The organism is Pedobacter insulae, assembly GCF_900113525.1.
Taxonomy (GTDB): domain Bacteria; phylum Bacteroidota; class Bacteroidia; order Sphingobacteriales; family Sphingobacteriaceae; genus Pedobacter; species Pedobacter insulae.
In genome coordinates this window covers 67,302-87,884 of sequence record NZ_FOPP01000003.1, presented here as the reverse complement: position 1 = coordinate 87,884, position 20,583 = coordinate 67,302, and the positions used below count along the sequence as shown (strand labels likewise).

Sequence of the window (20,583 nt, the reverse complement as noted above, 5' to 3'; positions counted from 1 at the left end):
CAATGAATTACTTCGATTTTTACGAAATACCAATTAGTTTTAATCCTGACCAGGATGTAGTTAAGCAAAAATTTTATGCACTAAGCAAAAAGTATCATCCAGATTTTTACATTAACGAAAGTCAAGAAAAACAGGAGGAGATTTTAGAACTATCGACGCTAAACAATAAATCATTTCAGGTATTAAGAGATGATCAAAAACGCTTACAATATATCCTTCAATTGAAAGGCCAGTTGGTTGAAGGAGAGAATTACGCCTTACCACAACATTTTTTGATGGAAATGATGGAAGTAAATGAAGCCCTCATGGAAATGGAATTTGATCCAGATCCTGATAAAATGACAACATTAACCAATCAGATTTCCGAGATTGAAGATGCTTTAAGGAGAGATTTGCATGCGTTAACTGCTTCATTCGACCAAAGCGATGAGGAGTCTCAGGAAGCAAGTTTAAAAGAAATTAAAGATCTATATTATCGCAATAAATACCTGTATCGGATAAAAGAAAGGCTTAGCCGGCTTTAGAAAGGGAATATCGAGTTAAATATTGCTAAATACAGGGTCATGTCATAAATACCTAGATAGCTTTGAGTTCTAAGAAGCTATCCTTATTTTTAGTGCTTATATCGTTATAAAATGACTTCGTTAAACATTTTCAGAAAAGTAGCAGTGGCTGAAGGCCTGTCTTATATTTTATTAATATTTGTGGCCATGCCGTTAAAGTATTGGGCGGAAATGCCTTTAGCGGTAAAATATACTGGTTGGGTACATGGTTTGCTCTTTGTATTATACGGCATTTGCTTAGTAATGGCCTGGCAAGAAAGAAAATGGAATTTTGGAAAGGTAGTATTGATCTTCGTTGCTTCATTGTTACCATTCGCACCCTTCATTGTAGATAAAAGGTTGAAGGACGAAGGTTAAGAGTATTGCAATTATTTCATATATTTAACTTGCCTGGAGAGCTTAATTCTCTGCAAACTATTAGATATTTATGAAATTCAAAGCTGTTCGTATAGGGCTGTTGTCGTTAAGCCTACTTTTTATCACTATTGGTACTTTTGCACAAAGAAAAACAAAGAAGCAAGAGGTTTTAACGGATCGGCAATTTTGGTTGCAGCAATTAGATATAATGGTTAGGCCAGTTTTATCTAGTTTGGCTAAAGACAGTCTCAGAATTGTAATGCCCAAAGTTACCTCTATCCGGGCAGACAATAAGGAGTCTAGAATCAAAGTGCAATATGTTGAAGTGTTAGGAAGGGTGTTATGCGGAATTGCCCCCTGGCTCCAATTGGAAGGGGGACCTGCCCAAGAAGTTGCACTTAGAAGTCAGTATCGTACATGGGCAATAGCGAGCCTCGAACATGCTTTAGATTCTAATGCAAATGATTTTATGCGTTTTGATCTAGCAGGGCAACAATTGGTTGATGCTTCATTTATAGCGATTGCCGTAATGCGGGCCCCTTGGCTTTGGGAAAACCTCGGCGCAAAAAATCAGCAGTTGTTGATGAAAGCGATCCTTACTACTCGGCAATTCCGACCAGGTTTTTCAAATTGGTTACTATTTTCTGCACTGAACGAAGCTTTTTTTGCCAAGTTTGGTTATCCATGGGATCCCATGCGTGTTGATTATGCCTTGCAGCAAATGGAACAGTGGTATGTTGGCGATGGAATGTATAAAGATGGAACTAATTATGCTTTTGATTACTATAATAGCTTCGTAATCCACCCATACTTAGCTTCGATTGCCGAGGTGATTAAGAAAAAAACGAATATCTATAATGCCATGTTCGAGAAGATAAAAAATCGAAACGAACGATACGCAGTCATACAAGAACGCTTGATTGCGATGGACGGTACTTTTCCGGCGACAGGAAGGTCACTTATTTACCGGGGTGCAGCTTTCCATCATTTAGCTGATATGGCCTATCGAAAGGCACTTCCAGCACAGCTAAGTCCTGAGCAGGTGAGGGGGGCGCTAACCGCAGTGCTTAAGAAAACACTAGAAAGTCCAACCACTTATAAAAACGGCTGGCTCACTTTGGGACTTTATGGCGACCAGCCTAATATAGCAGATTCTTATAATAATCAAGGTAGTCCATACCTTGCCACAGCTATATTTTTACCGCTGGGATTGCCAGAAACAGATCCTTTTTGGGCAGGGAAGCCTGTTAAATGGAGCTCACAAAAAATTTGGAGCGGAGAAAATTTTGAGAATGACCATGCGGTCGGCATAAAATAAACGCTGTAAAATTTGCGTAGTTAAATAACTACATATATATTTGTAGTCAAATAGCTACATAATGAACTTAAGACGAGATGTATTTCAGGCCATTGCCGACCCAACCAGGAGGGCCATTCTCCTTTTACTTGCTACCCAATCGATGGCTGCGGGCGCTATTGCTTCGAATTTCGACACAGCGAGACCTACAATTTCTAAGCATTTGCAGATCCTTACCGAATGTAAGTTGCTGCGACAAGAACAAAACGGTAGGGAAATTCACTATCATGTAAATGCTAAAACAATGAAAGAGGTTGCCGACTTCATCGAACCATTTCGTCAGATGTGGGATGAAAGGTTTAATAAATTAGAGGATATCATGAAAAAATACAAAGCATAATGATGGAACGGAAAACTAAAATCAGTGCCGAAAATGGTAAGCAGGAACTTGTAATCACAAGGGAGTTTGATTTGCCTTTGGAGTTGCTTTTTAAGGCTTATGTAGAACCAGAAATTGTGGAACAATGGATGGGTACGAAGGTTTTGAAACTAGAAAATAAAAAGCATGGAGCTTACTTATTTGAGACTTCAGATCCCAAAGGGAATGTTGCCTTTTTGGCCAGTGGAGTAATACACGACTTCGTTCCTGATGAAAAGATTACGCGCACATTCGAAATGGAAAATACACCTTTTGCACCGCAATTGGAATTTTTAACATTTGAAAAGTTAACTGATCATACCAGCAAACTCACTATGCACGTAGTGTATAAATCTGTAGCACTTAGAGACCAGCTATTGCAGCTTCCTTTTGCGCAAGGAATTAGTATGGCGCATGATCGATTAGAAAGTTTGTTTAATAACCTAAATAAATAATGATGACGAAGACAAATAAAATTATCTATTGGATTGCTACTGCATGGCTTGCCTTGGGCATGTTATCAACTGGCGTAGTGCAGCTAATCCAACTTAAAGAAGAGGTTTTGATGATGTCCCATTTGGGTTACCCTCTCTATTTTCTGACTATATTAGGCGTGTGGAAAATTGCAGGCGTAGTGGCGATACTGATCCCTAAGTTTCCATTAATAAAGGAATGGGCTTATGCAGGATTCTTTTTCGCCATGTCGGGCGCAATATTTTCTCATATAGCTGTTGGAGATGGTGCAAAGGATTTTTTTGGCCCTGTTTTGCTAATCGTTCTCACGGTTCTGTCATGGTACTTTAGGCCAATTGATAGAAAAGTTATTTCAATTAATTAAAATTTTATCAAATGAAAAAACAATTGTCGCCCGCACAAAACGCAGAATTACTGATGATTTTGCGAACACGTTTTGAGAAAAATATGAATCGCCATAAAGGCATAGAATGGACTAATGTACAAGCCAGGCTAGAAGCGAATACCGAGAAATTATGGACGCTCGATGAAATGGAGATTACCGGTGGTGAGCCCGATGTAGTTGGCTATGATCAAGCAACAGATGAGTATATTTTTTATGATTGTGCTCCTGAAAGTCCCAAAGGCCGTAGAAGTGTTTGTTATGATCATGAAGCATTAGCAGCAAGAAAAGAACATAAACCAGGCAATAGTGCCATTGGGATGGCGGCAGATATGGGTATTGAGCTGTTAACTGAAGAACAATACCGCCATTTGCAGGAGCTTGGGAATTTCGATACTAAAACATCAAGTTGGATTGTAACACCTCCGGAAATAAGGAAGCTAGGCGGAGCGATATTTGGCGATTTTCGATACGCCACAGTGTTTATCTATCATAATGGTGCAGAATCATATTATGCGGCGAGAGGATTTCGGGGCTCTTTGAGAGTTTAACAACACGAAAAAAGCTATCATTTTTTGATAGCTTTTTTATTTGATAATTACTTTGTGCTATGATGCCACCACCCAAAAAATCATTCCGATATGTATTAAGAGGCTAAATAGAAAACAAGTAAATGTGGTTCGAATTCCGGACCCGCCCATATTTGCTACAAAATTAGTAAAGAAACAAAACATGGTGATGACCAGGAAAGAAATAGGAGCATTAAAAAACCCAATTAAGATTAATGGAAGAGGTAGCAAAATGGCGGCATGAATACTCAATGATATCAAGAACCAAAGTGTACTATTATTTTTTTGCCCATCTACAAAGGCAAGATATTTTTTCCAGGCGCTATCATTGCTTGGGGCCTTTTCATTTGCTGCAATCCAGTTAGCAGCTGTAGTTGTTTTTAACGTTGCCATAATTGATAATTTTATAGTACAAAGTTGCGTGAATTTGGATAAGTCGTTAAGGTGTGTAGTCAGCCAAAAAAATGATCTGCATCAGTTTTGGCGTTGGTTTCCATAATCAACGTTGCAATTTTTCAGCTTAATAGGCACTTTCCGGTCTTAAAAAACAAATAACGCTTTATAAGGATCGCTGCTAAAATATTTTATAAAATATTTGCACAACCAAATGGTTGTCTTTATATTTGACAACCATTTGGTTGTATAATGATAGAAAGAAGAGATGTATTTCAAGCTATTGCTGATCCAACAAGGAGAATCATCATTAGTAAATTGTCGCAGAGACCGCTAAATATCACGCAAATTGGCGAGGATCTTAAAATGAGCAAGCAGGCTATTGCCAAACATATAAGGATATTGAGAGAATGCGGAATGATTGTTATGAATCAAAAAGGAAGGGAACAAGTATGTGAAGCCCAACTTACCCAACTTGATGAAGTAACTGACTGGGTAACGCAATCCCGTAAATTATGGAACCAACGATTTGAAAAACTAGATCAGTTTCTTGCGTCAACCAAAAAATAACATACATATGAAATCCGAAGAAAATGAATTACTAATTAGCCATCTTTTTGATGCACCCAGGGATTTAGTGTTTAATGCGTGGACAGATCCTGAGCAATTAAAGCACTGGTACGCACCAGATGGATGTACTATTGAATTTAAATCAATCGAAGTCAAAGCAGGCGGACATTTTCATTACGTTATACAAGATCCTCTACATGGCTCTTGTTGGATTGTTGGCACTTACTTGGAAATTCTGCAAAATGAAAAATTAGTCTTTACCATGGTGATGTCGAATGAGGCTGGAGAGGCTGTGAGCTCGCTTGCTAATGGCAAAGTAGAAGATTGGCCCGAGCGTCATGTTGCCAGGGTCAGCTTCGAGTCAATCGGCCAGCGCACAAAGATGACTATTCATCAGACAGTAGACGAAGAAAAGGCAAAAGAAACAGGTGCTTACCAAAGCTGGATTAAGATGTTCAATAAATTAAATCTACTTGTTAAACAAACCTCCTAATGAAGAAGCTTTTAATTTTAACTAGCTTAATTGCATCAAACTTATCTATAAATGCACAATCGCTTTCAAAAAGCGGCTACGCTTCGGTTAACGGTATCAAAATGTATTATCAGGTTTACGGAGAAGGTAAACCACTTGTATTGATACATGGCGGTGGCTCTACAATTGAAACATCTTTTGGCAGGATAATTCCTATGCTATCAATGCATCGCAAAGTCATTGCTTTAGAACTTCAGGCTCATGGAAGAACCAGCGATAGGAATAGCGATCTTTCCTTTGAACAAGATGCTGATGATGTGGTTGGTTTACTACAGCAGTTAAAGATTAACAATGCTGATTTCTTTGGTTTTAGTAATGGTGGAACAACAGCATTGCATATTGCAATTCGATATCCAAAAGTGGTAAACAAAATTGTTTTAGGCTCTGCGCTTAGTAAGCGAAACGGTGTTCCTGCACAATTTTGGGAATTTATGAAGCAAGCCAATTTGGATAATATGCCGCAAGAACTAAAAGATGCTTATGTAAAAGTTGCACCTGACCCTTCAGGACTTCAAATTATGCATGATCGGGATGCGAAAAGAATGGTAAATTTTAAGGATATTCCTGACGAACAGATAAAGGCAATCAAGGCTCCTGCACTCATTATTATTGGAGATAAAGATGTAATTATACTTGAACATGCGTTGGAAATGCGCAGAATGTTACCAGGTTCAGAATTAGCCATCATTCCTGGAGTTCATGGCGAATACATTGAAGAAATAACTACACTAAAGTCTAACTCACAGCAGGCGGGTTTTGTAATTCAAATGATTGAAAAATTCCTAGATAACGCTAGATAAAATTCACGAGAGTTTTATCTTAATGGAAACGGGATAAAATACAAATGCCATTTCTGGTATGAGAAATGGCATTTTTGATAACAGTCTTAGTAAGTACTCGGAGCGGGAATCGAACCCGCACGCCTGTTGAGGGCACAGGATTTTAAGTCCTGCGTGTCTACCAGTTCCACCATCCGAGCTTAAAAGCAATAAAGCTTTTAAAATAAATGCCTCCTGGTAGGAAGGCATTTAGAGCGAAAGACGAGATTCGAACTCGCGACCCCGACCTTGGCAAGGTCGTGCTCTACCAACTGAGCTACTTTCGCATTAATTAAACATTATCCAATGTTTTCCCTTTTGGAGATGCTTGCGAGCAGACATCCGTTCCGTTTGGGAATGCAAATATAAACAGATTTATATTCCTGTCAAGAAATATTTTAATAAAAATTGCACTAGCTAGGTAAGTTGTTGGCTTTCAGTACATCAAAAATTAAATCATTTTCAAAACCTTTGCCTTGAAGGTAGGTAACGAGCTTAAATTTCTTTTTTAGCATATCTTTTTCAGTTAGAGCAATGGATTTTTTCTCTGCAGTAGCCAATAAAACTGCTAAATAGTCATCCATTTCAATCCCATTCAGCGCTTTTTGGATTAGCTTATCAGGAACTTTCTTCAATTTAAGCCCTTGTTTAATTTTTATTTTTCCCCACTTCTTTATTTTAAACTTCCCAGACGTATAGGCATAGGCAAACCTTTCCTCATTTAAAAAGTTGGTTGTAATGAGCTCGGAGATTACTTCCTCTACCTCATTTGGGAATAAATTCCATTCATAAAGCTTATTTCTAACTTCCTGTTGCGAACGCTCTTGATAGGCACACCAACTCTCCGCTTTTAATAAGGCAGTTTTTTTATCTAAAATGAGTGGCTTTGGTTGACTAGTTTTCATAAATAATTGTTGAAATTCGTAAAAAAATAGCAGCAATTCTCTATTTATTGTTTTTTACTATGAGCGAACTTCAATACTCGATAAAATATATTGCACAAATTTTAAAGGGAAAGGCATTTTTGCCAAACCCAAATGTCTGTATTGAAAACTTGTTAACCGATAGCCGTACGCTTGTTAGCCCAGCAAAATCTTTATTCTTTGCGTTCTCAGCAAAACGCAACGGGCATGAATTTATTAGCCACGCTTATCAAAATGGTGTTAGAAATTTTGTCATTAGCGACGAAAACTATGTTGAGAAATATGAAGAGGCTAATTTTATAGTAGTCGATGATGTGCTAAAAGCCCTTCAAAATATAGCAAGCTTTCATAGAGCCCAATTTAATTTGCAGGTTGTGGGGATAACGGGAAGTAATGGAAAAACGATTGTTAAAGAATGGTTATATCAATTACTGACAGCTGATTTTAATATTGTAAGAAGTCCGAAAAGCTTTAACTCCCAAATCGGTGTACCTTTATCTGTTTGGCAAATAGCTGAGGTACATAGTCTCGGTATTTTTGAAGCAGGGATTTCCACAAGTGGAGAAATGCAGGCGCTTGCAGCAGTTATTCATCCAACGATTGGTATTTTAACAAATATTGGAGAAGCTCATGCAGCTGGTTTTGAATCAAAAAGGCATAAATTAAAAGAAAAATTAAAGCTTTTCGAAGAAGTTGAACTGTTTATTTATGCACCTGAATATACATCAACCCTAGAGATTTCCGAATTACCTGGTAAGAAGAAGTTTTCATGGAGCACAAAGGAGCCGGCAGATTTGCATATACAACACATTGAAACAAAGAAAGAAGAAAGTTACATTGAAGCCAGCTATCAAGGGGCTCAAATTAGTTGTACCATTCCTTTCACGGATAAAGCCGCTCTTGAAAATGCAATTATTTGTTGGGCTACTTTATTGGCTTTAGATTATAGTCCAGCAGAAGCAAGTATCCGGTTAGATAGATTAACCGGGGTTAACATGCGGTTAGCGTTAATTAACGGAATTGAAAATTGTTCTATCATCGATGATTCGTATAGTGCTGACATATCATCTTTGGCTATTGCCTTGGATTTCTTAAATCTTCAAAATCAGCATCCTAAAAGAACACTGATCTTGTCAGATTTATACGAAACAGGAAAAAGGACCAAGGATCTGTATACTGAAATCGCTGCATTACTGCAACAAAAGAAGGTAGATCATTTAATCGGAATTGGGCCTGATATATCAGCATTTGCAAACTTATTTAAGTTGGAAGCTTCTTTTTATCAAAATACCCAGGAGTTTATCAGGAACTGGCAGGCTTTGCATTTTAACAATGAAACTATTTTAATTAAAGGAGCTAGAAAGTTTGAATTTGAACGGATTAGTAAATTGCTGACATTGAAAATTCATGACACGGTACTCGAAATAAATTTAAACGCCTTAGCGGAAAACCTGCAGTTTTATAGAAGTAAGTTAAAGCCTGGTGTAAAAACAATGGCTATGGTTAAAGCTTTTTCTTATGGAAGTGGAAGCTTTGAAATTGCCAATCTATTACAGTATCAAAAAGTAGACTATTTAGCCGTAGCTTATGCAGATGAAGGAATTGCATTGAGAAGGGGAGGAATAAGTTTACCTATTATGGTGATGAGTCCGGAGCCATCGGCTTTTGAAGCATTAGTTAAATATAGATTAGAGCCCGAGTTGTATGATGTCAATATCTTGAAAAGCTTTATCAATTTTCTACCCGATGAGAAAGCGGGCTTTAAAGTTCATATTAAATTGGATACGGGGATGCATAGATTGGGTTTTGGCAAGGAAGAACTGCCTGAGCTTATCAATCTTTTGTTAGGTACTGAAAAATTAAAAATTGAAAGTATTTTTACTCATTTAGTAGCCAGCGATCAGGCAAAACACGATGACTATACCATGTCTCAAATCTTGGCATTTTCTACAGCATACCAGGAAATAACCACACGCCTGAAATATTTTCCCTTAAAGCATGTTTTAAATACCTCTGGTATCACCAGATGGCAAGATGCGCAAATGGATATGGTAAGGATCGGGATTGGTTTATATGGGTTTGATAACGCATTGCCTGCTAACAAGGGCTTGCAAGCGGTAGCTGTGTTAAAAACAACCGTCACGCAGGTTAAAAATATTAATGCCGGAGAAACGGTTGGCTACGGACGTTTAGGGAATATGCCTAAGGGCGGAAGTATCGCAACGGTTAAAATTGGTTACGCCGATGGCTATAGCCGAAAATTTGGTAACGGAGTAGGTAAAATGTTAATCAATGGCCAACTGGTGCCCACTATAGGCTCTATCTGTATGGATATGTGTATGCTTGATGTTACGGGTATAAAAGTTAATATAGGAGATGAGGTAGTTGTGTTTAACCACCAACATACAATAGTAGACTTGGCCGAGCAGATTGATACAATCCCTTATGAAATATTAACAAATGTTTCTCAGCGAGTAAAAAGGGTATATTTTTTTGAATAATGACCTCACAATATTTTATTAATTTTGCAGCATGAACAGAATTGGAAGAGCACTTCTTAATTATCTTATCAAGGGCTTACTAATCGTAGTGCCGGTAGCCTTAAGCATTTTCATTGTTGTATGGGCGGTTACTACGGTCGACAGTTGGTTAAATATTAATAATATTCTCGGAGTTGATCCTAAAACAGGAGCAAACAGAAATATTCCCGGATTGGGTTTAGGATTGGTATTAACCATTATTTTAATAGCCGGCATCTTCGTTACGAATTTTGTAACCGAACCTATGTACGGTTGGTTCAAACGGATTATGAATCGCTTGCCACTCTTAAATTTTATATTTTCTTCCATTAAAGATTTAACAGAGGCATTTGTAGGAGATGAAAAGAAATTTAATCACCCTGTGCTGGTAGAAGTAGAAGGGGGAATGAAAAGAATTGGGTTTTTGACTCAAAATGATTTGACAAAGTTAGCGTTGCCAGGTGATGCTATTGTATATTTCCCGTTTTCATATTCTTTTGCGGGACAAGTTTATGTAGTTGCTAAAGACAAGATAAAGGCACTGGATATGAGCGCGGCCGATGCAATGAAATTAGTGGTAAGTGGAGGTGTTAGTCATTTTTAACACACTAACAGGTCCGCATCAATATAGGTATCAGCAAAATGAGGAGGATGATAATAATTCCTCTAGAAAAAAATTCCCTGATAAAAAACCCTGAGAGTAACATTAATTCGTCATCCGTGTCGCTATGCACCGTACCGGAGGTAGATTCTGAATAGTATTGGATCTGCTTATCTTTGTGATTAGTAATGACCCATTGAGATAGCCAACTGTTAGTGTAGCTCCAGGAAGCATGATCGAGGCTGTTGAAAGTAACGGTAGCTTTTAATTTTAATGCATTATAGGTAATAACACCAATTTGATTATGGTGCTCGTCTCTGATTTTTGTAACTGGATGCAAGAAACCCTCAGAAGTAAAATAATAGTTTTTTAAAGCTATCCCCCTGGCATTATTTTTCCACGAGCTAAAAACTAAGCTTCCTTTAATTTCCCCATTGGCGTATAATTGATAATTGCTATCAAATAACCCCTTTCTCCAAGCTAACAAGTTTTCCATAAGACCTCCCTTCAATTAAATAGACAATTGAGATAGGCAATAGTTACATGGAGTTTGCGAGATACAATAAGATTTGATTAAAATCTGACAAAGTGATTTTAGAAGTTAGGTTTTAATACATATTTATCATAGAACCTGAAAATATGCTCTGCTGCTTCTTCGGCCGTATCAACTAATCTAAAAAGATTTAAATCTTCTGCATGGATATTATGTTCCTGTTCAAGCATAGTGGTTTTAATCCACTCGATAAGTCCACTCCAATAAGCTACACCCACTAGTACGATTGGAAAGCGAGCAATCTTGCCAGTTTGGATCAAGGTAATTGCTTCAAATAACTCATCCATAGTCCCCATTCCTCCGGGTAATACTACAAAGCCTTGAGAGTATTTCATAAACATTACCTTGCGGATAAAGAAGTAATCGAAATCTAATAATTTATTATGATCGATGTACTTATTGTGAAATTGCTCAAAAGGTAAGTCGATATTTAAACCAACCGATTTACCACCATTCATATGTGCGCCTTTGTTTCCAGCTTCCATAATTCCAGGACCACCACCGGTAATTACCCCATATCCCCGTTCTGTAAGCAAACGGCCGCATTCTACTGCAATTTCGTAATAGGGGTTAGTCTCTGCAGTTCGCGCAGATCCAAAAATACTCACACAAGGACCAATTTTAGCCAATTTTTCGAACCCATCCACAAACTCGGCCATGATTTTGAAAATCTGCCAGCTATCGGTAACTTTAATTTCTTGCCAATCCTTATTCGCAAAAGCACTTCTTATCTTTTCTTCACTCGTCATCTTCTATTTCAATTATTCGTTGAGTTTATCATTAAACCGTTGTACACCAAACGGCGCTCTTAAAAGCGTGTTTGCAGATCAGTTTTTTTGCTGATCAATAGCAAGCCTACAAAGGTAATCAATCCATTTACCAAAATTAGTTCTACACTGAACACATAACCGCCCAGTAATGTTGTTGAATAGGCATTTAACAAATAACAAAGCGCTGGAGAAAGCAAGCAAACGATTGGAACTAACCTGTCATGTACCCCTCTGTTTTTAACAAATAGTCCGAAACTATATAGGCCCAAAAGAGGACCATAAGTATAAGAAGCTACTTTAAAAATGCCTTTTACTACTGATTCATCATTCACTGCATTAAACAGGATAATGACTAAAAACATCACAATAGAAAAACCAACATGAACAATGTGCCTGGTTTTAACAGCATTTTTGTTATTTAGATTTTCTTTTTTTGCCATTCCTAAAAAGTCTACACAAAAAGAAGTGGTTAAGGCCGTTAATGCACTATCTGTGGTGGCAAATGTTGCAGCAGTTAAGCCTAGCATGAAAACAATTGCGGGAATAGTGGCCAAGTGGTTTAAGGCTATTTCGGGAAATAGAAAGTCGGTACGAGGCTTCCCTGTTATATGATCTAATGGGATTTCAATTCCATTTTTTGTTGCATATACATATAATAAAGCGCCCACACTTAAGAAAAAGATGTTTAAGATTACAAACACGCCAGTAAAAGTAAACATGTTTTTTTGCGCTTCCTTAATGGTACCCATACTCAGGTTTTTTTGCATCAAGTCCTGATCCAGACCAGTCATGGCAATTGTTACGAAAATACCACCCAGCAAGGCCTTACTTACATGAAAACCATTGGATAAAAAGTCTTCATAAAAGAATATTTTAGCATAACCACTATTTTTAACGGTCTCAAAAGCCTGTGGGATACTTAAATCTAAACTGTTACATATAAAGTATATGGTTAAAAAAACCGACAACACTAAGAAAAAGGTTTGTAACGTATCCGTAATGATAATTGTTTTCAATCCGCCCTTAAAGGTATAAGACCATATTAATCCTAACGAAATAAGTACGGTCGCCCAAAAAGGAACTCCATAAGAATCAAATATAAATCGCTGCAAGACAATAACAACTAAATATAATCTAAAAGCCGATCCAATGGTTCTACTAATAAGAAATATAGATGCGGCAGTTTTATAACTAATATGCCCAAGTCGTTGTTCAATATAACTATAAATTGAAGTTAACCGCATCCGGTAGTAAAGGGGTAATAAAACTGTTGCGATAATGATAAAGCCAATGGCATTACCGAGTACAAATTGAAAATATTGAAACTGATTTCCCGAAGGTGCGCCAACTTCGCCAGGTACAGAAATGAATGTTACACCTGAAAGAGCAGTGCCTATCATCCCAAAGGCAACCAGATACCATTTCGAATTACGATTGGCTAGAAAGAAGGTAGAATTGTCGGATGATTTTTTTGAAGTTGCAAAAGCAATGATGATTAAAACGGCGAAATAGCCAATTAGGAAAGATAAAAGTATAGCTGGACTCATAATTTATATTTAGCAGTTAAATGTAAGAATTTACCGACTGAAATCATCTTTTTTATTTAAGTTTGTTCAATGAATTTCTCTTCTAAACTGCTTGAAGACGCAGTACACGAATTCTCAAAGTTGCCAGGTGTAGGACAAAAGACTGCACTCAGATTGGTTTTACATTTGCTAAATAAGGAACAAGAAGAAGTTATGCATTTTAGCAATACGCTCATTAAACTCAAACAGCAAATTAAACATTGTACGGTATGTAATAATATTTCTGATCATACTATCTGCAGTATTTGTGCAGCTCCTAAACGAGATAAGGAATTAATTTGTGTGGTAGAAGATACAAGAGATGTAATGGCCATAGAGAACACTAACCAGTTTTTTGGGGTGTATCATGTGTTGGGAGGGTTAATTTCGCCCATGGATGGGATTGGCCCGTCTGACTTGTTTATTGACGGGTTAGTGGAAAGAGCGGCAAAAGGATCTGTCAAGGAAATAATTTTAGCATTAAGCGCAACAATGGAAGGAGATACCACGCTGTTCTATCTCCATAAACGATTAAAGGATTTCCAAATCCCAATTAGTACCATCGCAAGAGGCATTGCCTTTGGTGGTGAGTTAGAGTATGCTGATGAAGTAACTTTAGGACGATCAATCATTACACGTGTCCCATATGAAAATTCGATCTTGAAATAAAATGAAGAAATTAGCTGGATTTACTTTAGGGTTAATGCTATCACTCGCTAGTTTTGCCCAGATTAAAATTCATTCTCACAATGATTATACACATGCCAAACCGTTATTGCAAGCGTATGCCTATCAAGTTTATGAGATCGAAGTTGACATATTTTTAATCGGAGATTCCCTTATCGTAGCGCATAGTAAAAAGGATAAGGATTTAACTAGAACAATCAATGCAATGTATCTTGATCCCATTGCAAATTGGACAAAAGACGATGCAAAAAGGGGTGTGAAGACAAATTATGGGTTTCGCTTAATGATAGATTTAAAGGATAGTTGGAGTGATGTTTACCCGGTTTTGCGCAGAGAGATTGAAAAATATGGTAAATTATTTGATAAAGGCAAGGATAAGAATGCCATTCAGATTGTAATGAGCGGTAACCGACCAGCAGATTCATTGTATCACAAGTTCCCTAGTTGGGTGTATTTTGATGGCTTACCAAACATTAATTATGCTAAGGCCGACTTGAAAAGAGTAACCATGATCAGCGATAATTTTGCTGCTTATAGTAAATGGAAGGGAGTAGGGGAAATTCCAGCCGCGGATAAGCTCAAACTGAAAAAGGTAATTGACCAAGCACATCGTTTAAATAAACCTATGCGTTTTTGGGGAGCACCGGATACACAAGAATGTTGGCAACAGTTAGCGGATTTGGGTGCGGACATTATAAATACCGACAAAATAGTGGAGTGTAAAACTTACTTCGAACATAAATAATGGATTTTAAAAATAAAGTTGTAATCATTACGGGGGCCTCATCAGGTATTGGAAAGGCATTGGCTGAAGAATTAGCACAACGGGGAGCAAACTTGGTTTTAGGAGCAAGACAATATGTAACACTTTGCGAAATAACGGCTGATTTAGAGGCAAAGTATGCCATAAAGGCGGTTGCAGTGCAGGCCGACGTTAGCAGGGAAGAGGATTGCGAGCAGCTAATCAAACAAACAGTTACAACATTTGGTAGGGTGGATGTGTTAATCAATAATGCTGGTCTTTCCATGCGTGCATTGTTTAAGGATTTAGATTTAGCGGTGATCAGAAATTTAATGGACGTAAACTTTTGGGGTTCTGTTTATTGTACCAAATATGCTTTGCCTGAGATTTTAAAAACCCAAGGCAGCATTGTGGCGATATCTTCTATTGCGGGCTATAGGGGTTTGCCGGGACGGACCGGTTATTCTTCTTCAAAGTTTGCTATGAACGGGTTTATGGAGGCATTACGAACCGAACTGCTCAAAACTGGCGTGCATGTAATGGTGGCATGTCCAGGGTTTACAACATCGAATATCCGGGTTGCTGCACTGGCAAAAGATGGCGTAGCGCACGGAGAAACAAGCATGGAAGAAGGCAAAATGATGACCGCCGAAGAGGTTGCCATCCGCATTAGTGACGGTATTATTAAGCGTAAACGTACGTTGATCATGACCGGACAAGGAAAACTTGCGGTATGGATGAATAAATTATTTCCAGCTTTTACCGATAAAAAAGTTTTTGAATTGTTTGCTAAAGAGAAGAATGCATTGATTAAGTAGTATGTATGCAAGGCGTAATTTAATTTTGTTTTTCAGTTTACTGACTTTCCTTAATTTATTAGGTGCGCTTTCATACGCTCAGTCAAACAAATCGAAACCACAAACCAGTGCAGATTATATTGATATAGTTAAGCATTACCGTTATTTAAATCCAGATTCTGCTCTGTATTTTGTGAAAGAAGGCATTGCTAAAGCAAAACACGATAAGGATAGTGTTAGCCTGGCGGCACTCATCAATCAACATGGTATGATTGATGATAATGCAGCGCGCTACAAAGATGCCTATCATAAATATTTACAAGCGGAAACGCTCTATCGAAAACTAAACGATAAAATAGGTTTAGCGTCAACTTTGGTTAGGCTTGGGGTAGTGGAGCAACGAAAGGGAAATTATGCTAAATCTTTGGGTTATTTTTTCAATGCCCTCAAAATCAGTGAGAATAGTAATGATAAGCTTGGGATGTTGGAGGCCAGAGTCTGTCTTTCTGAGTCCTATCTAAACATAGGTGAATATGACAATGCTATTGGTCAGCTCCGTACCGCGCAAGCTATCAATGCACAAATCCCTCTTTCCAATTTTACATTGAATATGTATATCAGCTTTGGAAATGTTTATATCAAATTAAAGCAATACGACCAAGCGATCACTTATATCAATGAAGGTCTCTCAAAAAGCAATAAGGTAGCGTATAATGGATTGAAAATTAGCTTGCTTATTAAGTTAGCACAGGCTTACCACGAGAAAGGTAGCGATATGGAAGCCATTAAAATATTGAAAGAAGCATTGGCATTTTCGAAGGAAATTAAAAATGTGCTCAGACAGTTAACTTGTTTTTTAGATCTGGCTAAAATTTATGTCGAACAAAAGTCACTCACCCAGGCATTAACTTATTATAAGGAGGCGCTGGCCATCACAGAAACTTATAAGCTGTACAGACAACAGATTGATATTCTGAATAACATGAGTGTTCTGTATAAGACAACGGGGAACTTGACCCAGGCTTTAAGGTTGAAAGAAAGAAGCTATGAGTTAGCGGATGAATTCTATTATAAAGATATGCTGAAGCAGATTACTAGTTTAGAAACGGCCTATGATCGCGAAAAATCCAATGCGAGGCTTCGGGAACTAGAGCTTATCAATAGTAAGGAAAAGTCTTTTAACAGCGTCATTTTATCGATAGCAATCGGAACACTTATTGTATTGTTGGTTACTTTCGCCTTTTATTATAGATCTACGTTTTTAAATTCATTGCTTAAACGTACAAATCAACAGCTGGCAGAAAGTAATGCGCTGAAAGACAGATTTTTTTCAATTGTGGCACACGACATAAGATCACCGCTCGTGTCTACAATCAGTATTTTAAAATTAATTCATAATAATGAATTGGATGACGAGCTTAGGAGCGAAATGGTTCAAAAATTAGCCCTTCACTGTGAAAATAGCTTAGAGATTTTAGATAAGTTACTAAAATGGGGTCAAATGCAGATTAAAGGGGTAAGGCTTAATACCTCCGAATTTAGCCCCATATCTAATATCGATAAAAACGTAGCACTATTTCAGGAAGCCGCCGAGAAAAAAATGATGACTATTACCATAAATGTTCCGCAGAATATAATGCTACAAGCGGATGCAGATCATTTTGATTTCGTTATCAGAAATTTAATTGCCAATGCTATCAAATTTACGCAAACAGGAGGTGAAATTGAACTTAGGGCTCAGCCAGTGGTTAATAACATGATTAGGTTTGAAGTTAAAGATAACGGTGTAGGGATTAGCAAGGCTAGAATTGATAAGTTATTTGAACTTTCTGCAGTAGGTACAAAAGGTACCTCATCAGAAGAAGGTACAAGCTTAGGACTTATGATCTGTAAGGAATTTATATTGGCCAATAAAGGAGAAATAACGGTGGAGAGCGAAGTGGGTAAAGGAACTGTGTTTACTTTTACTTTGAAAGGTTTTCTAAAAAATTTAGCATAAAATGAAAACAAGTTTGCATTTAATTAAAAACTATTACATATTTGTAGCAGAATGATACAAGTAAACACAAATAAAAACTGGTGGTGGCATAACGCAATAGCGTGATGTAACCTCTTTTTGTGCTTATTTTTTATAAAGATATTTAGAAGGTTGCTTATTTAAGCAACCTTTTTTGTTTTAAAACCATGAAGAAAATTTTAAACCATTTATTCGAAAATAAAAGCTTCAGTAGGACTGAGGCGCAGCGAATCTTAACAGCCATTGCGCTGGGTGAATTTAATAGTTCGCAGATTGCGGCTTTTATTACTGCATACGGCATGCGAAATATTACCGTTGATGAATTGCAGGGCTTTCGTGACGCTATGCTGGATTTATGTTTAAAAGTCGATTTTTCGGATTTTGACCTGGTTGATCTTTGTGGTACAGGTGGAGATGGGAAAGATACTTTTAATATTTCGACGCTTGCTTCATTTGTTGTAGCAGGCGCCGGATACAAGGTGGCTAAACATGGCAATTATGGTGTTTCTTCTGGCTGCGGTTCTTCCAATGTAATGGAATATTTGGGATATACCTTTACAAATGATGAAAGCAAACTAAAACATAGTCTTGAACAAGCTGGCATCTGTTTTTTACACGCACCGCTGTTTAATCCAGCTATGAAAACCGTGGCTCCGATCAGAAAAGAGCTAGGCGTTAAGACTTTTTTTAATATGCTCGGCCCCATGGTAAATCCATCCCAGCCTAAGAATCAAATTGTTGGTGTGTTTAGCCTGGAGCTTGCCCGCTTATATGCTTATCTCTATCAACAAACGGATAAAAATTATACCATTATCCATGCAGTTGATGGTTTTGATGAAATTTCATTAACCTGCGATTTCAAGACATTTAGTAAAAAAGGCGAAGCATTATTTAAGGTTGCTGATTTAGGTTTCGAAGAAATCGTAGAACAGGATATTCAAGGAGGTAACACTGTCGAATCATCAGCAGAGATCTTTATGAATATTTTAAATCAGCAAGGAACCGATGCACAAATTAATGTAGTTTTAACGAACGCAGCACTAGCTATCCAGACTATCAAGGGGGATGCATCGTTCGCTGATTGCTATTATGAGGCTGAAGATTCATTGATGGGCAAAAGAGCATTGAAAAGCTTTAAAAATCTTGTAGGCGTTTAATTATAAGCTAAGCATTAGGATGATAAACCTGCAACTAAAAATATGTGGAATGAAGCATGCGTCAAATATTGCTGCAGTAGCAGCGCTAAAACCGGCTTACATGGGATTTATTTTTTACCCTAAATCTCCACGTTTTATAACTGAGGTCTCTGCAGAATTGATAAAGTATATTCCGAATGGCATAAAAGCTACAGGAGTTTTTGTAAATGAAGACATCGAGGTAGTTAAAGGTCACATTTTTAAACACCGATTAAAGGCGGTGCAGTTGCATGGAAACGAAAGTGTAGCATATTGTGAAGCAATCAAGTTAACAGGTATAGAGGTTATAAAAGCATTTGGATTAGCCGAAAGCTTCGATTTTGCTCAATTGGTAGCTTATCAAAATGTGGTAGATTATTTTTTATTCGATACACAAACTGCCGGCCATGGCGGCTCGGGTAGGGTATTCGACTGGAATCTATTACAGCATTATACCTTGGATAAACCTTATTTTTTAAGCGGGGGAATAGATTTGCAGCATACTCAAAGCCTTGAAGAAATAAACGATCCGAGGCTTTATACGCTCGACATAAACAGCAAGTTCGAGGTAGAACCTGGACTAAAAGATATTGATAAGATTAAGAAATTTATTAACAGTTTTGACAAATTCTAGGCACGACGCATTAATTGTCAAGCAAAAACATTGATTATGGATTATTTTGTAAATGATAAAGGATACTATGGTGATTTTGGGGGAGCTTACATCCCAGAAATGTTGTACCCAAATGTAGAGGAGTTAAGACAGCAATATTTGTCAATTATTCAGGAGCCAAGCTTTCAGCGTGAATTTAAAGCGTTACTGAAAGATTATGTCGGCCGTCCTTCGCCCTTGTACCTGGCAAAACGCCTGTCTGAAAAGTACGGCGCTAATATTTTCTTGAAAAGAGAAGATTTAAATCATACGGGGGCCCATAAAATTAACAACACTATCGGACAGATTTTATTGGCCGAAAAACTAGGTAAACGCCGGATTATTGCGGAGACAGGAGCGGGACAACATGGCGTAGCAACTGCAACGGTTTGTGCCTTGCGGGGCTTAGAGTGTATCGTTTACATGGGTGAAGTAGATATTAAACGACAGGCGCCCAATGTTGCACGGATGAAAATGTTGGGCGCCACAGTTGTACCGGCAACTTCTGGAAGTAAAACTTTAAAAGATGCCACCAATGAGGCTATGCGCGACTGGATTAATAATCCAATTGATACACACTATATTATAGGTTCTGTAGTGGGGCCGCATCCCTATCCCGACATGGTGGCTACCTTTCAATCGATTATATCAGAAGAAACAAAAAAGCAACTGTTGGAACAAACAGGTAGCGCTGAACCAGATTACGTTTTGGCCTGCGTTGGTGGTGGAAGTAATGCTATCGGAATGTTCTATCATTTTATAAATGATGAAAATGTTAAGTTGATAGCGGTTGAAGCAGGGGGTAAAGGAGTAAACTCGGGATATTCAGCCGCTACTACGGCTCTAGGCAAAGAAGGAGTTTTGCATGGGAGTAGAAGTATTTTAATGCAAACAACAGATGGCCAGGTAGTAGAACCACATTCGGTTTCTGCAGGGCTAGATTATCCGGGAATCGGTCCACAACATGCACACCTGTTTAAAACGGGACGAGGAAAATATGTGTCTATTACCGACGATGAATCACTAAATGCAGGTTTATTGTTAACAAAATTAGAAGGTATTATACCCGCGATTGAAAGTGCACACGCCTTAGCTTACTTAGAGTATATGAATTTTAACGGAGGCGAAAATGTTGTGGTTTGCTTGTCTGGTAGGGGCGACAAAGACATGGAAACTTATATGAAACATTTTAATTTATAACCCCAAATC

General features: G+C 37.8%; 24 protein-coding genes and 2 tRNA genes. 19 read left to right on the top strand and 7 right to left on the bottom strand.

Annotated features, from left to right (window positions below):
* The first annotated feature begins 2 nt into the window (after positions 1 to 2).
* The 7 genes from hscB to BM207_RS05630 all read left to right on the top strand — a co-directional run bounded on the left by hscB (position 3) and on the right by BM207_RS05630 (position 4,042).
* Positions 3 to 524: a Fe-S protein assembly co-chaperone HscB gene (gene hscB, locus BM207_RS05660; protein ID WP_090992606.1), complete on the top strand. Its 522-nt coding sequence runs from the start codon at positions 3 to 5 to the stop codon at positions 522 to 524.
* 111 nt (positions 525 to 635) lie between these two features.
* On the top strand, positions 636 to 920 hold the full coding sequence (locus BM207_RS05655) for a DUF3817 domain-containing protein (protein WP_090992605.1): 285 nt from the start codon (positions 636 to 638) through the stop codon (positions 918 to 920).
* 70 nt (positions 921 to 990) lie between these two features.
* Entirely contained in the window at positions 991 to 2,238 is a 1,248-nt protein-coding gene (locus tag BM207_RS05650) for a DUF2264 domain-containing protein (RefSeq protein WP_090992604.1), read from the top strand.
* Between the two features lie 61 nt (positions 2,239 to 2,299).
* On the top strand, positions 2,300 to 2,617 hold the full coding sequence (locus BM207_RS05645; protein WP_090992603.1) for a metalloregulator ArsR/SmtB family transcription factor: 318 nt from the start codon (positions 2,300 to 2,302) through the stop codon (positions 2,615 to 2,617).
* Positions 2,617 to 3,090 carry an SRPBCC domain-containing protein gene (locus BM207_RS05640; protein ID WP_245768042.1) on the top strand — a complete coding sequence of 158 codons (474 nt, stop codon included), beginning with the start codon at positions 2,617 to 2,619 and terminating at the stop codon, positions 3,088 to 3,090. Before BM207_RS05645 ends, BM207_RS05640 begins: the two co-directional genes overlap by 1 nt.
* Positions 3,090 to 3,473: a DoxX family protein gene (locus BM207_RS05635; RefSeq protein ID WP_245768041.1), complete on the top strand. Its 384-nt coding sequence runs from the start codon at positions 3,090 to 3,092 to the stop codon at positions 3,471 to 3,473. Before BM207_RS05640 ends, BM207_RS05635 begins: the two co-directional genes overlap by 1 nt.
* A gap of 11 nt (positions 3,474 to 3,484) precedes the next feature.
* Entirely contained in the window at positions 3,485 to 4,042 is a 558-nt protein-coding gene (locus BM207_RS05630; protein WP_090992602.1) for a DUF4256 domain-containing protein, read from the top strand.
* Between the two features lie 57 nt (positions 4,043 to 4,099).
* On the opposite strand, the gene BM207_RS05625 is transcribed toward BM207_RS05630, so the two are convergent.
* Positions 4,100 to 4,453 carry a hypothetical protein gene (locus BM207_RS05625; RefSeq protein ID WP_090992601.1) on the bottom strand — a complete coding sequence of 118 codons (354 nt, stop codon included), beginning with the start codon at positions 4,451 to 4,453 and terminating at the stop codon, positions 4,100 to 4,102.
* Between the two features lie 252 nt (positions 4,454 to 4,705).
* Here BM207_RS05625 and BM207_RS05620 point away from each other — a divergent pair, with 252 nt between their 5' ends.
* From BM207_RS05620 to BM207_RS05610, 3 genes are read left to right on the top strand one after another with little or no spacing between them, the layout of a single operon-like run.
* A complete protein-coding gene (locus tag BM207_RS05620; RefSeq protein WP_090992600.1) occupies positions 4,706 to 5,023 on the top strand; it encodes an ArsR/SmtB family transcription factor in 318 nt (105 codons plus the stop codon).
* Between the two features lie 7 nt (positions 5,024 to 5,030).
* Positions 5,031 to 5,516 (top strand): SRPBCC family protein, encoded by a 486-nt coding sequence (locus tag BM207_RS05615; RefSeq protein ID WP_090992599.1) that lies wholly within the window; start codon positions 5,031 to 5,033, stop codon positions 5,514 to 5,516.
* Positions 5,516 to 6,355: an alpha/beta fold hydrolase gene (locus BM207_RS05610; protein WP_090992598.1), complete on the top strand. Its 840-nt coding sequence runs from the start codon at positions 5,516 to 5,518 to the stop codon at positions 6,353 to 6,355. The genes BM207_RS05615 and BM207_RS05610 overlap by 1 nt, the downstream gene beginning before the upstream one ends.
* Before the next feature lie 94 nt (positions 6,356 to 6,449).
* Here BM207_RS05610 and BM207_RS05605 read toward each other — a convergent pair.
* The 3 genes from BM207_RS05605 to BM207_RS05595 form a co-directional block, all read right to left on the bottom strand.
* Positions 6,450 to 6,534, bottom strand: a tRNA-Leu gene (locus BM207_RS05605).
* 53 nt (positions 6,535 to 6,587) lie between these two features.
* Positions 6,588 to 6,660 (bottom strand) — tRNA-Gly (locus BM207_RS05600).
* A 126-nt stretch (positions 6,661 to 6,786) separates the two neighbouring features.
* On the bottom strand, positions 6,787 to 7,278 hold the full coding sequence (locus BM207_RS05595) for a regulatory protein RecX (protein ID WP_090992597.1): 492 nt from the start codon (positions 7,276 to 7,278) through the stop codon (positions 6,787 to 6,789).
* A 59-nt stretch (positions 7,279 to 7,337) separates the two neighbouring features.
* On the opposite strand from BM207_RS05595, the gene BM207_RS05590 reads away from it, so the two are divergent.
* Positions 7,338 to 9,797, top strand: coding sequence for a bifunctional UDP-N-acetylmuramoyl-tripeptide:D-alanyl-D-alanine ligase/alanine racemase (locus BM207_RS05590; RefSeq protein ID WP_090992596.1), 2,460 nt, complete (start codon positions 7,338 to 7,340; stop codon positions 9,795 to 9,797).
* A gap of 31 nt (positions 9,798 to 9,828) precedes the next feature.
* On the top strand, positions 9,829 to 10,419 hold the full coding sequence (locus BM207_RS05585) for a DUF502 domain-containing protein (protein ID WP_090992595.1): 591 nt from the start codon (positions 9,829 to 9,831) through the stop codon (positions 10,417 to 10,419).
* 4 nt (positions 10,420 to 10,423) lie between these two features.
* Here BM207_RS05585 and BM207_RS05580 read toward each other — a convergent pair whose 3' ends face one another.
* From BM207_RS05580 to BM207_RS05570, 3 genes are all read right to left on the bottom strand, one after another.
* Positions 10,424 to 10,912 carry a hypothetical protein gene (locus tag BM207_RS05580; RefSeq protein ID WP_090992594.1) on the bottom strand — a complete coding sequence of 163 codons (489 nt, stop codon included), beginning with the start codon at positions 10,910 to 10,912 and terminating at the stop codon, positions 10,424 to 10,426.
* A 98-nt stretch (positions 10,913 to 11,010) separates the two neighbouring features.
* Complete coding sequence (locus tag BM207_RS05575; protein WP_090992593.1) at positions 11,011 to 11,718, bottom strand: LOG family protein; 708 nt, start codon at positions 11,716 to 11,718, stop codon at positions 11,011 to 11,013.
* A gap of 59 nt (positions 11,719 to 11,777) precedes the next feature.
* On the bottom strand, positions 11,778 to 13,286 hold the full coding sequence (locus BM207_RS05570; RefSeq protein WP_090992592.1) for a sodium:solute symporter: 1,509 nt from the start codon (positions 13,284 to 13,286) through the stop codon (positions 11,778 to 11,780).
* Positions 13,287 to 13,355: 69 nt separating this feature from the next.
* Here BM207_RS05570 and recR point away from each other — a divergent pair, with 69 nt between their 5' ends.
* From recR to trpB, 7 genes are all read left to right on the top strand, one after another.
* A complete protein-coding gene (recR, locus tag BM207_RS05565; protein ID WP_090992591.1) occupies positions 13,356 to 13,973 on the top strand; it encodes a recombination mediator RecR in 618 nt (205 codons plus the stop codon).
* A 1-nt stretch (position 13,974) separates the two neighbouring features.
* Positions 13,975 to 14,736 (top strand): PI-PLC domain-containing protein, encoded by a 762-nt coding sequence (locus BM207_RS05560; RefSeq protein WP_090992590.1) that lies wholly within the window; start codon positions 13,975 to 13,977, stop codon positions 14,734 to 14,736.
* On the top strand, positions 14,736 to 15,551 hold the full coding sequence (locus BM207_RS05555; RefSeq protein WP_090992589.1) for an SDR family oxidoreductase: 816 nt from the start codon (positions 14,736 to 14,738) through the stop codon (positions 15,549 to 15,551). The genes BM207_RS05560 and BM207_RS05555 overlap by 1 nt, the downstream gene beginning before the upstream one ends.
* A 1-nt stretch (position 15,552) precedes the next feature.
* Positions 15,553 to 17,529, top strand: coding sequence for a tetratricopeptide repeat-containing sensor histidine kinase (locus tag BM207_RS05550; RefSeq protein ID WP_090992588.1), 1,977 nt, complete (start codon positions 15,553 to 15,555; stop codon positions 17,527 to 17,529).
* A 185-nt stretch (positions 17,530 to 17,714) separates the two neighbouring features.
* Complete coding sequence (trpD, locus tag BM207_RS05545; protein WP_090992587.1) at positions 17,715 to 18,704, top strand: anthranilate phosphoribosyltransferase; 990 nt, start codon at positions 17,715 to 17,717, stop codon at positions 18,702 to 18,704.
* 49 nt (positions 18,705 to 18,753) lie between these two features.
* Positions 18,754 to 19,356: a phosphoribosylanthranilate isomerase gene (locus BM207_RS05540; RefSeq protein WP_245768040.1), complete on the top strand. Its 603-nt coding sequence runs from the start codon at positions 18,754 to 18,756 to the stop codon at positions 19,354 to 19,356.
* Between the two features lie 36 nt (positions 19,357 to 19,392).
* Complete coding sequence (trpB, locus tag BM207_RS05535; protein WP_177217064.1) at positions 19,393 to 20,574, top strand: tryptophan synthase subunit beta; 1,182 nt, start codon at positions 19,393 to 19,395, stop codon at positions 20,572 to 20,574.
* Positions 20,575 to 20,583: the final 9 nt, after the last annotated feature.

Bases quoted from the DNA above. Each gene is read 5' to 3' on its own strand.
- hscB (WP_090992606.1), top strand. From the start codon at position 3: ATGAATTACTTCGATTTTTACGAAATACCAATTAGTTTTAATCCTGAC.
- BM207_RS05655 (WP_090992605.1), top strand. From the start codon at position 636: ATGACTTCGTTAAACATTTTCAGAAAAGTAGCAGTGGCTGAAGGCCTG.
- BM207_RS05650 (WP_090992604.1), top strand. From the start codon at position 991: ATGAAATTCAAAGCTGTTCGTATAGGGCTGTTGTCGTTAAGCCTACTT.
- BM207_RS05645 (WP_090992603.1), top strand. From the start codon at position 2,300: ATGAACTTAAGACGAGATGTATTTCAGGCCATTGCCGACCCAACCAGG.
- BM207_RS05640 (WP_245768042.1), top strand. From the start codon at position 2,617: ATGATGGAACGGAAAACTAAAATCAGTGCCGAAAATGGTAAGCAGGAA.
- BM207_RS05635 (WP_245768041.1), top strand. From the start codon at position 3,090: ATGATGACGAAGACAAATAAAATTATCTATTGGATTGCTACTGCATGG.
- BM207_RS05630 (WP_090992602.1), top strand. From the start codon at position 3,485: ATGAAAAAACAATTGTCGCCCGCACAAAACGCAGAATTACTGATGATT.
- BM207_RS05625 (WP_090992601.1), bottom strand. From the start codon at position 4,453: ATGGCAACGTTAAAAACAACTACAGCTGCTAACTGGATTGCAGCAAAT.
- BM207_RS05620 (WP_090992600.1), top strand. From the start codon at position 4,706: ATGATAGAAAGAAGAGATGTATTTCAAGCTATTGCTGATCCAACAAGG.
- BM207_RS05615 (WP_090992599.1), top strand. From the start codon at position 5,031: ATGAAATCCGAAGAAAATGAATTACTAATTAGCCATCTTTTTGATGCA.
- BM207_RS05610 (WP_090992598.1), top strand. From the start codon at position 5,516: ATGAAGAAGCTTTTAATTTTAACTAGCTTAATTGCATCAAACTTATCT.
- BM207_RS05595 (WP_090992597.1), bottom strand. From the start codon at position 7,278: ATGAAAACTAGTCAACCAAAGCCACTCATTTTAGATAAAAAAACTGCC.
- BM207_RS05590 (WP_090992596.1), top strand. From the start codon at position 7,338: ATGAGCGAACTTCAATACTCGATAAAATATATTGCACAAATTTTAAAG.
- BM207_RS05585 (WP_090992595.1), top strand. From the start codon at position 9,829: ATGAACAGAATTGGAAGAGCACTTCTTAATTATCTTATCAAGGGCTTA.
- BM207_RS05580 (WP_090992594.1), bottom strand. From the start codon at position 10,912: ATGGAAAACTTGTTAGCTTGGAGAAAGGGGTTATTTGATAGCAATTAT.
- BM207_RS05575 (WP_090992593.1), bottom strand. From the start codon at position 11,718: ATGACGAGTGAAGAAAAGATAAGAAGTGCTTTTGCGAATAAGGATTGG.
- BM207_RS05570 (WP_090992592.1), bottom strand. From the start codon at position 13,286: ATGAGTCCAGCTATACTTTTATCTTTCCTAATTGGCTATTTCGCCGTT.
- recR (WP_090992591.1), top strand. From the start codon at position 13,356: ATGAATTTCTCTTCTAAACTGCTTGAAGACGCAGTACACGAATTCTCA.
- BM207_RS05560 (WP_090992590.1), top strand. From the start codon at position 13,975: ATGAAGAAATTAGCTGGATTTACTTTAGGGTTAATGCTATCACTCGCT.
- BM207_RS05555 (WP_090992589.1), top strand. From the start codon at position 14,736: ATGGATTTTAAAAATAAAGTTGTAATCATTACGGGGGCCTCATCAGGT.
- BM207_RS05550 (WP_090992588.1), top strand. From the start codon at position 15,553: ATGTATGCAAGGCGTAATTTAATTTTGTTTTTCAGTTTACTGACTTTC.
- trpD (WP_090992587.1), top strand. From the start codon at position 17,715: ATGAAGAAAATTTTAAACCATTTATTCGAAAATAAAAGCTTCAGTAGG.
- BM207_RS05540 (WP_245768040.1), top strand. From the start codon at position 18,754: ATGAAGCATGCGTCAAATATTGCTGCAGTAGCAGCGCTAAAACCGGCT.
- trpB (WP_177217064.1), top strand. From the start codon at position 19,393: ATGGATTATTTTGTAAATGATAAAGGATACTATGGTGATTTTGGGGGA.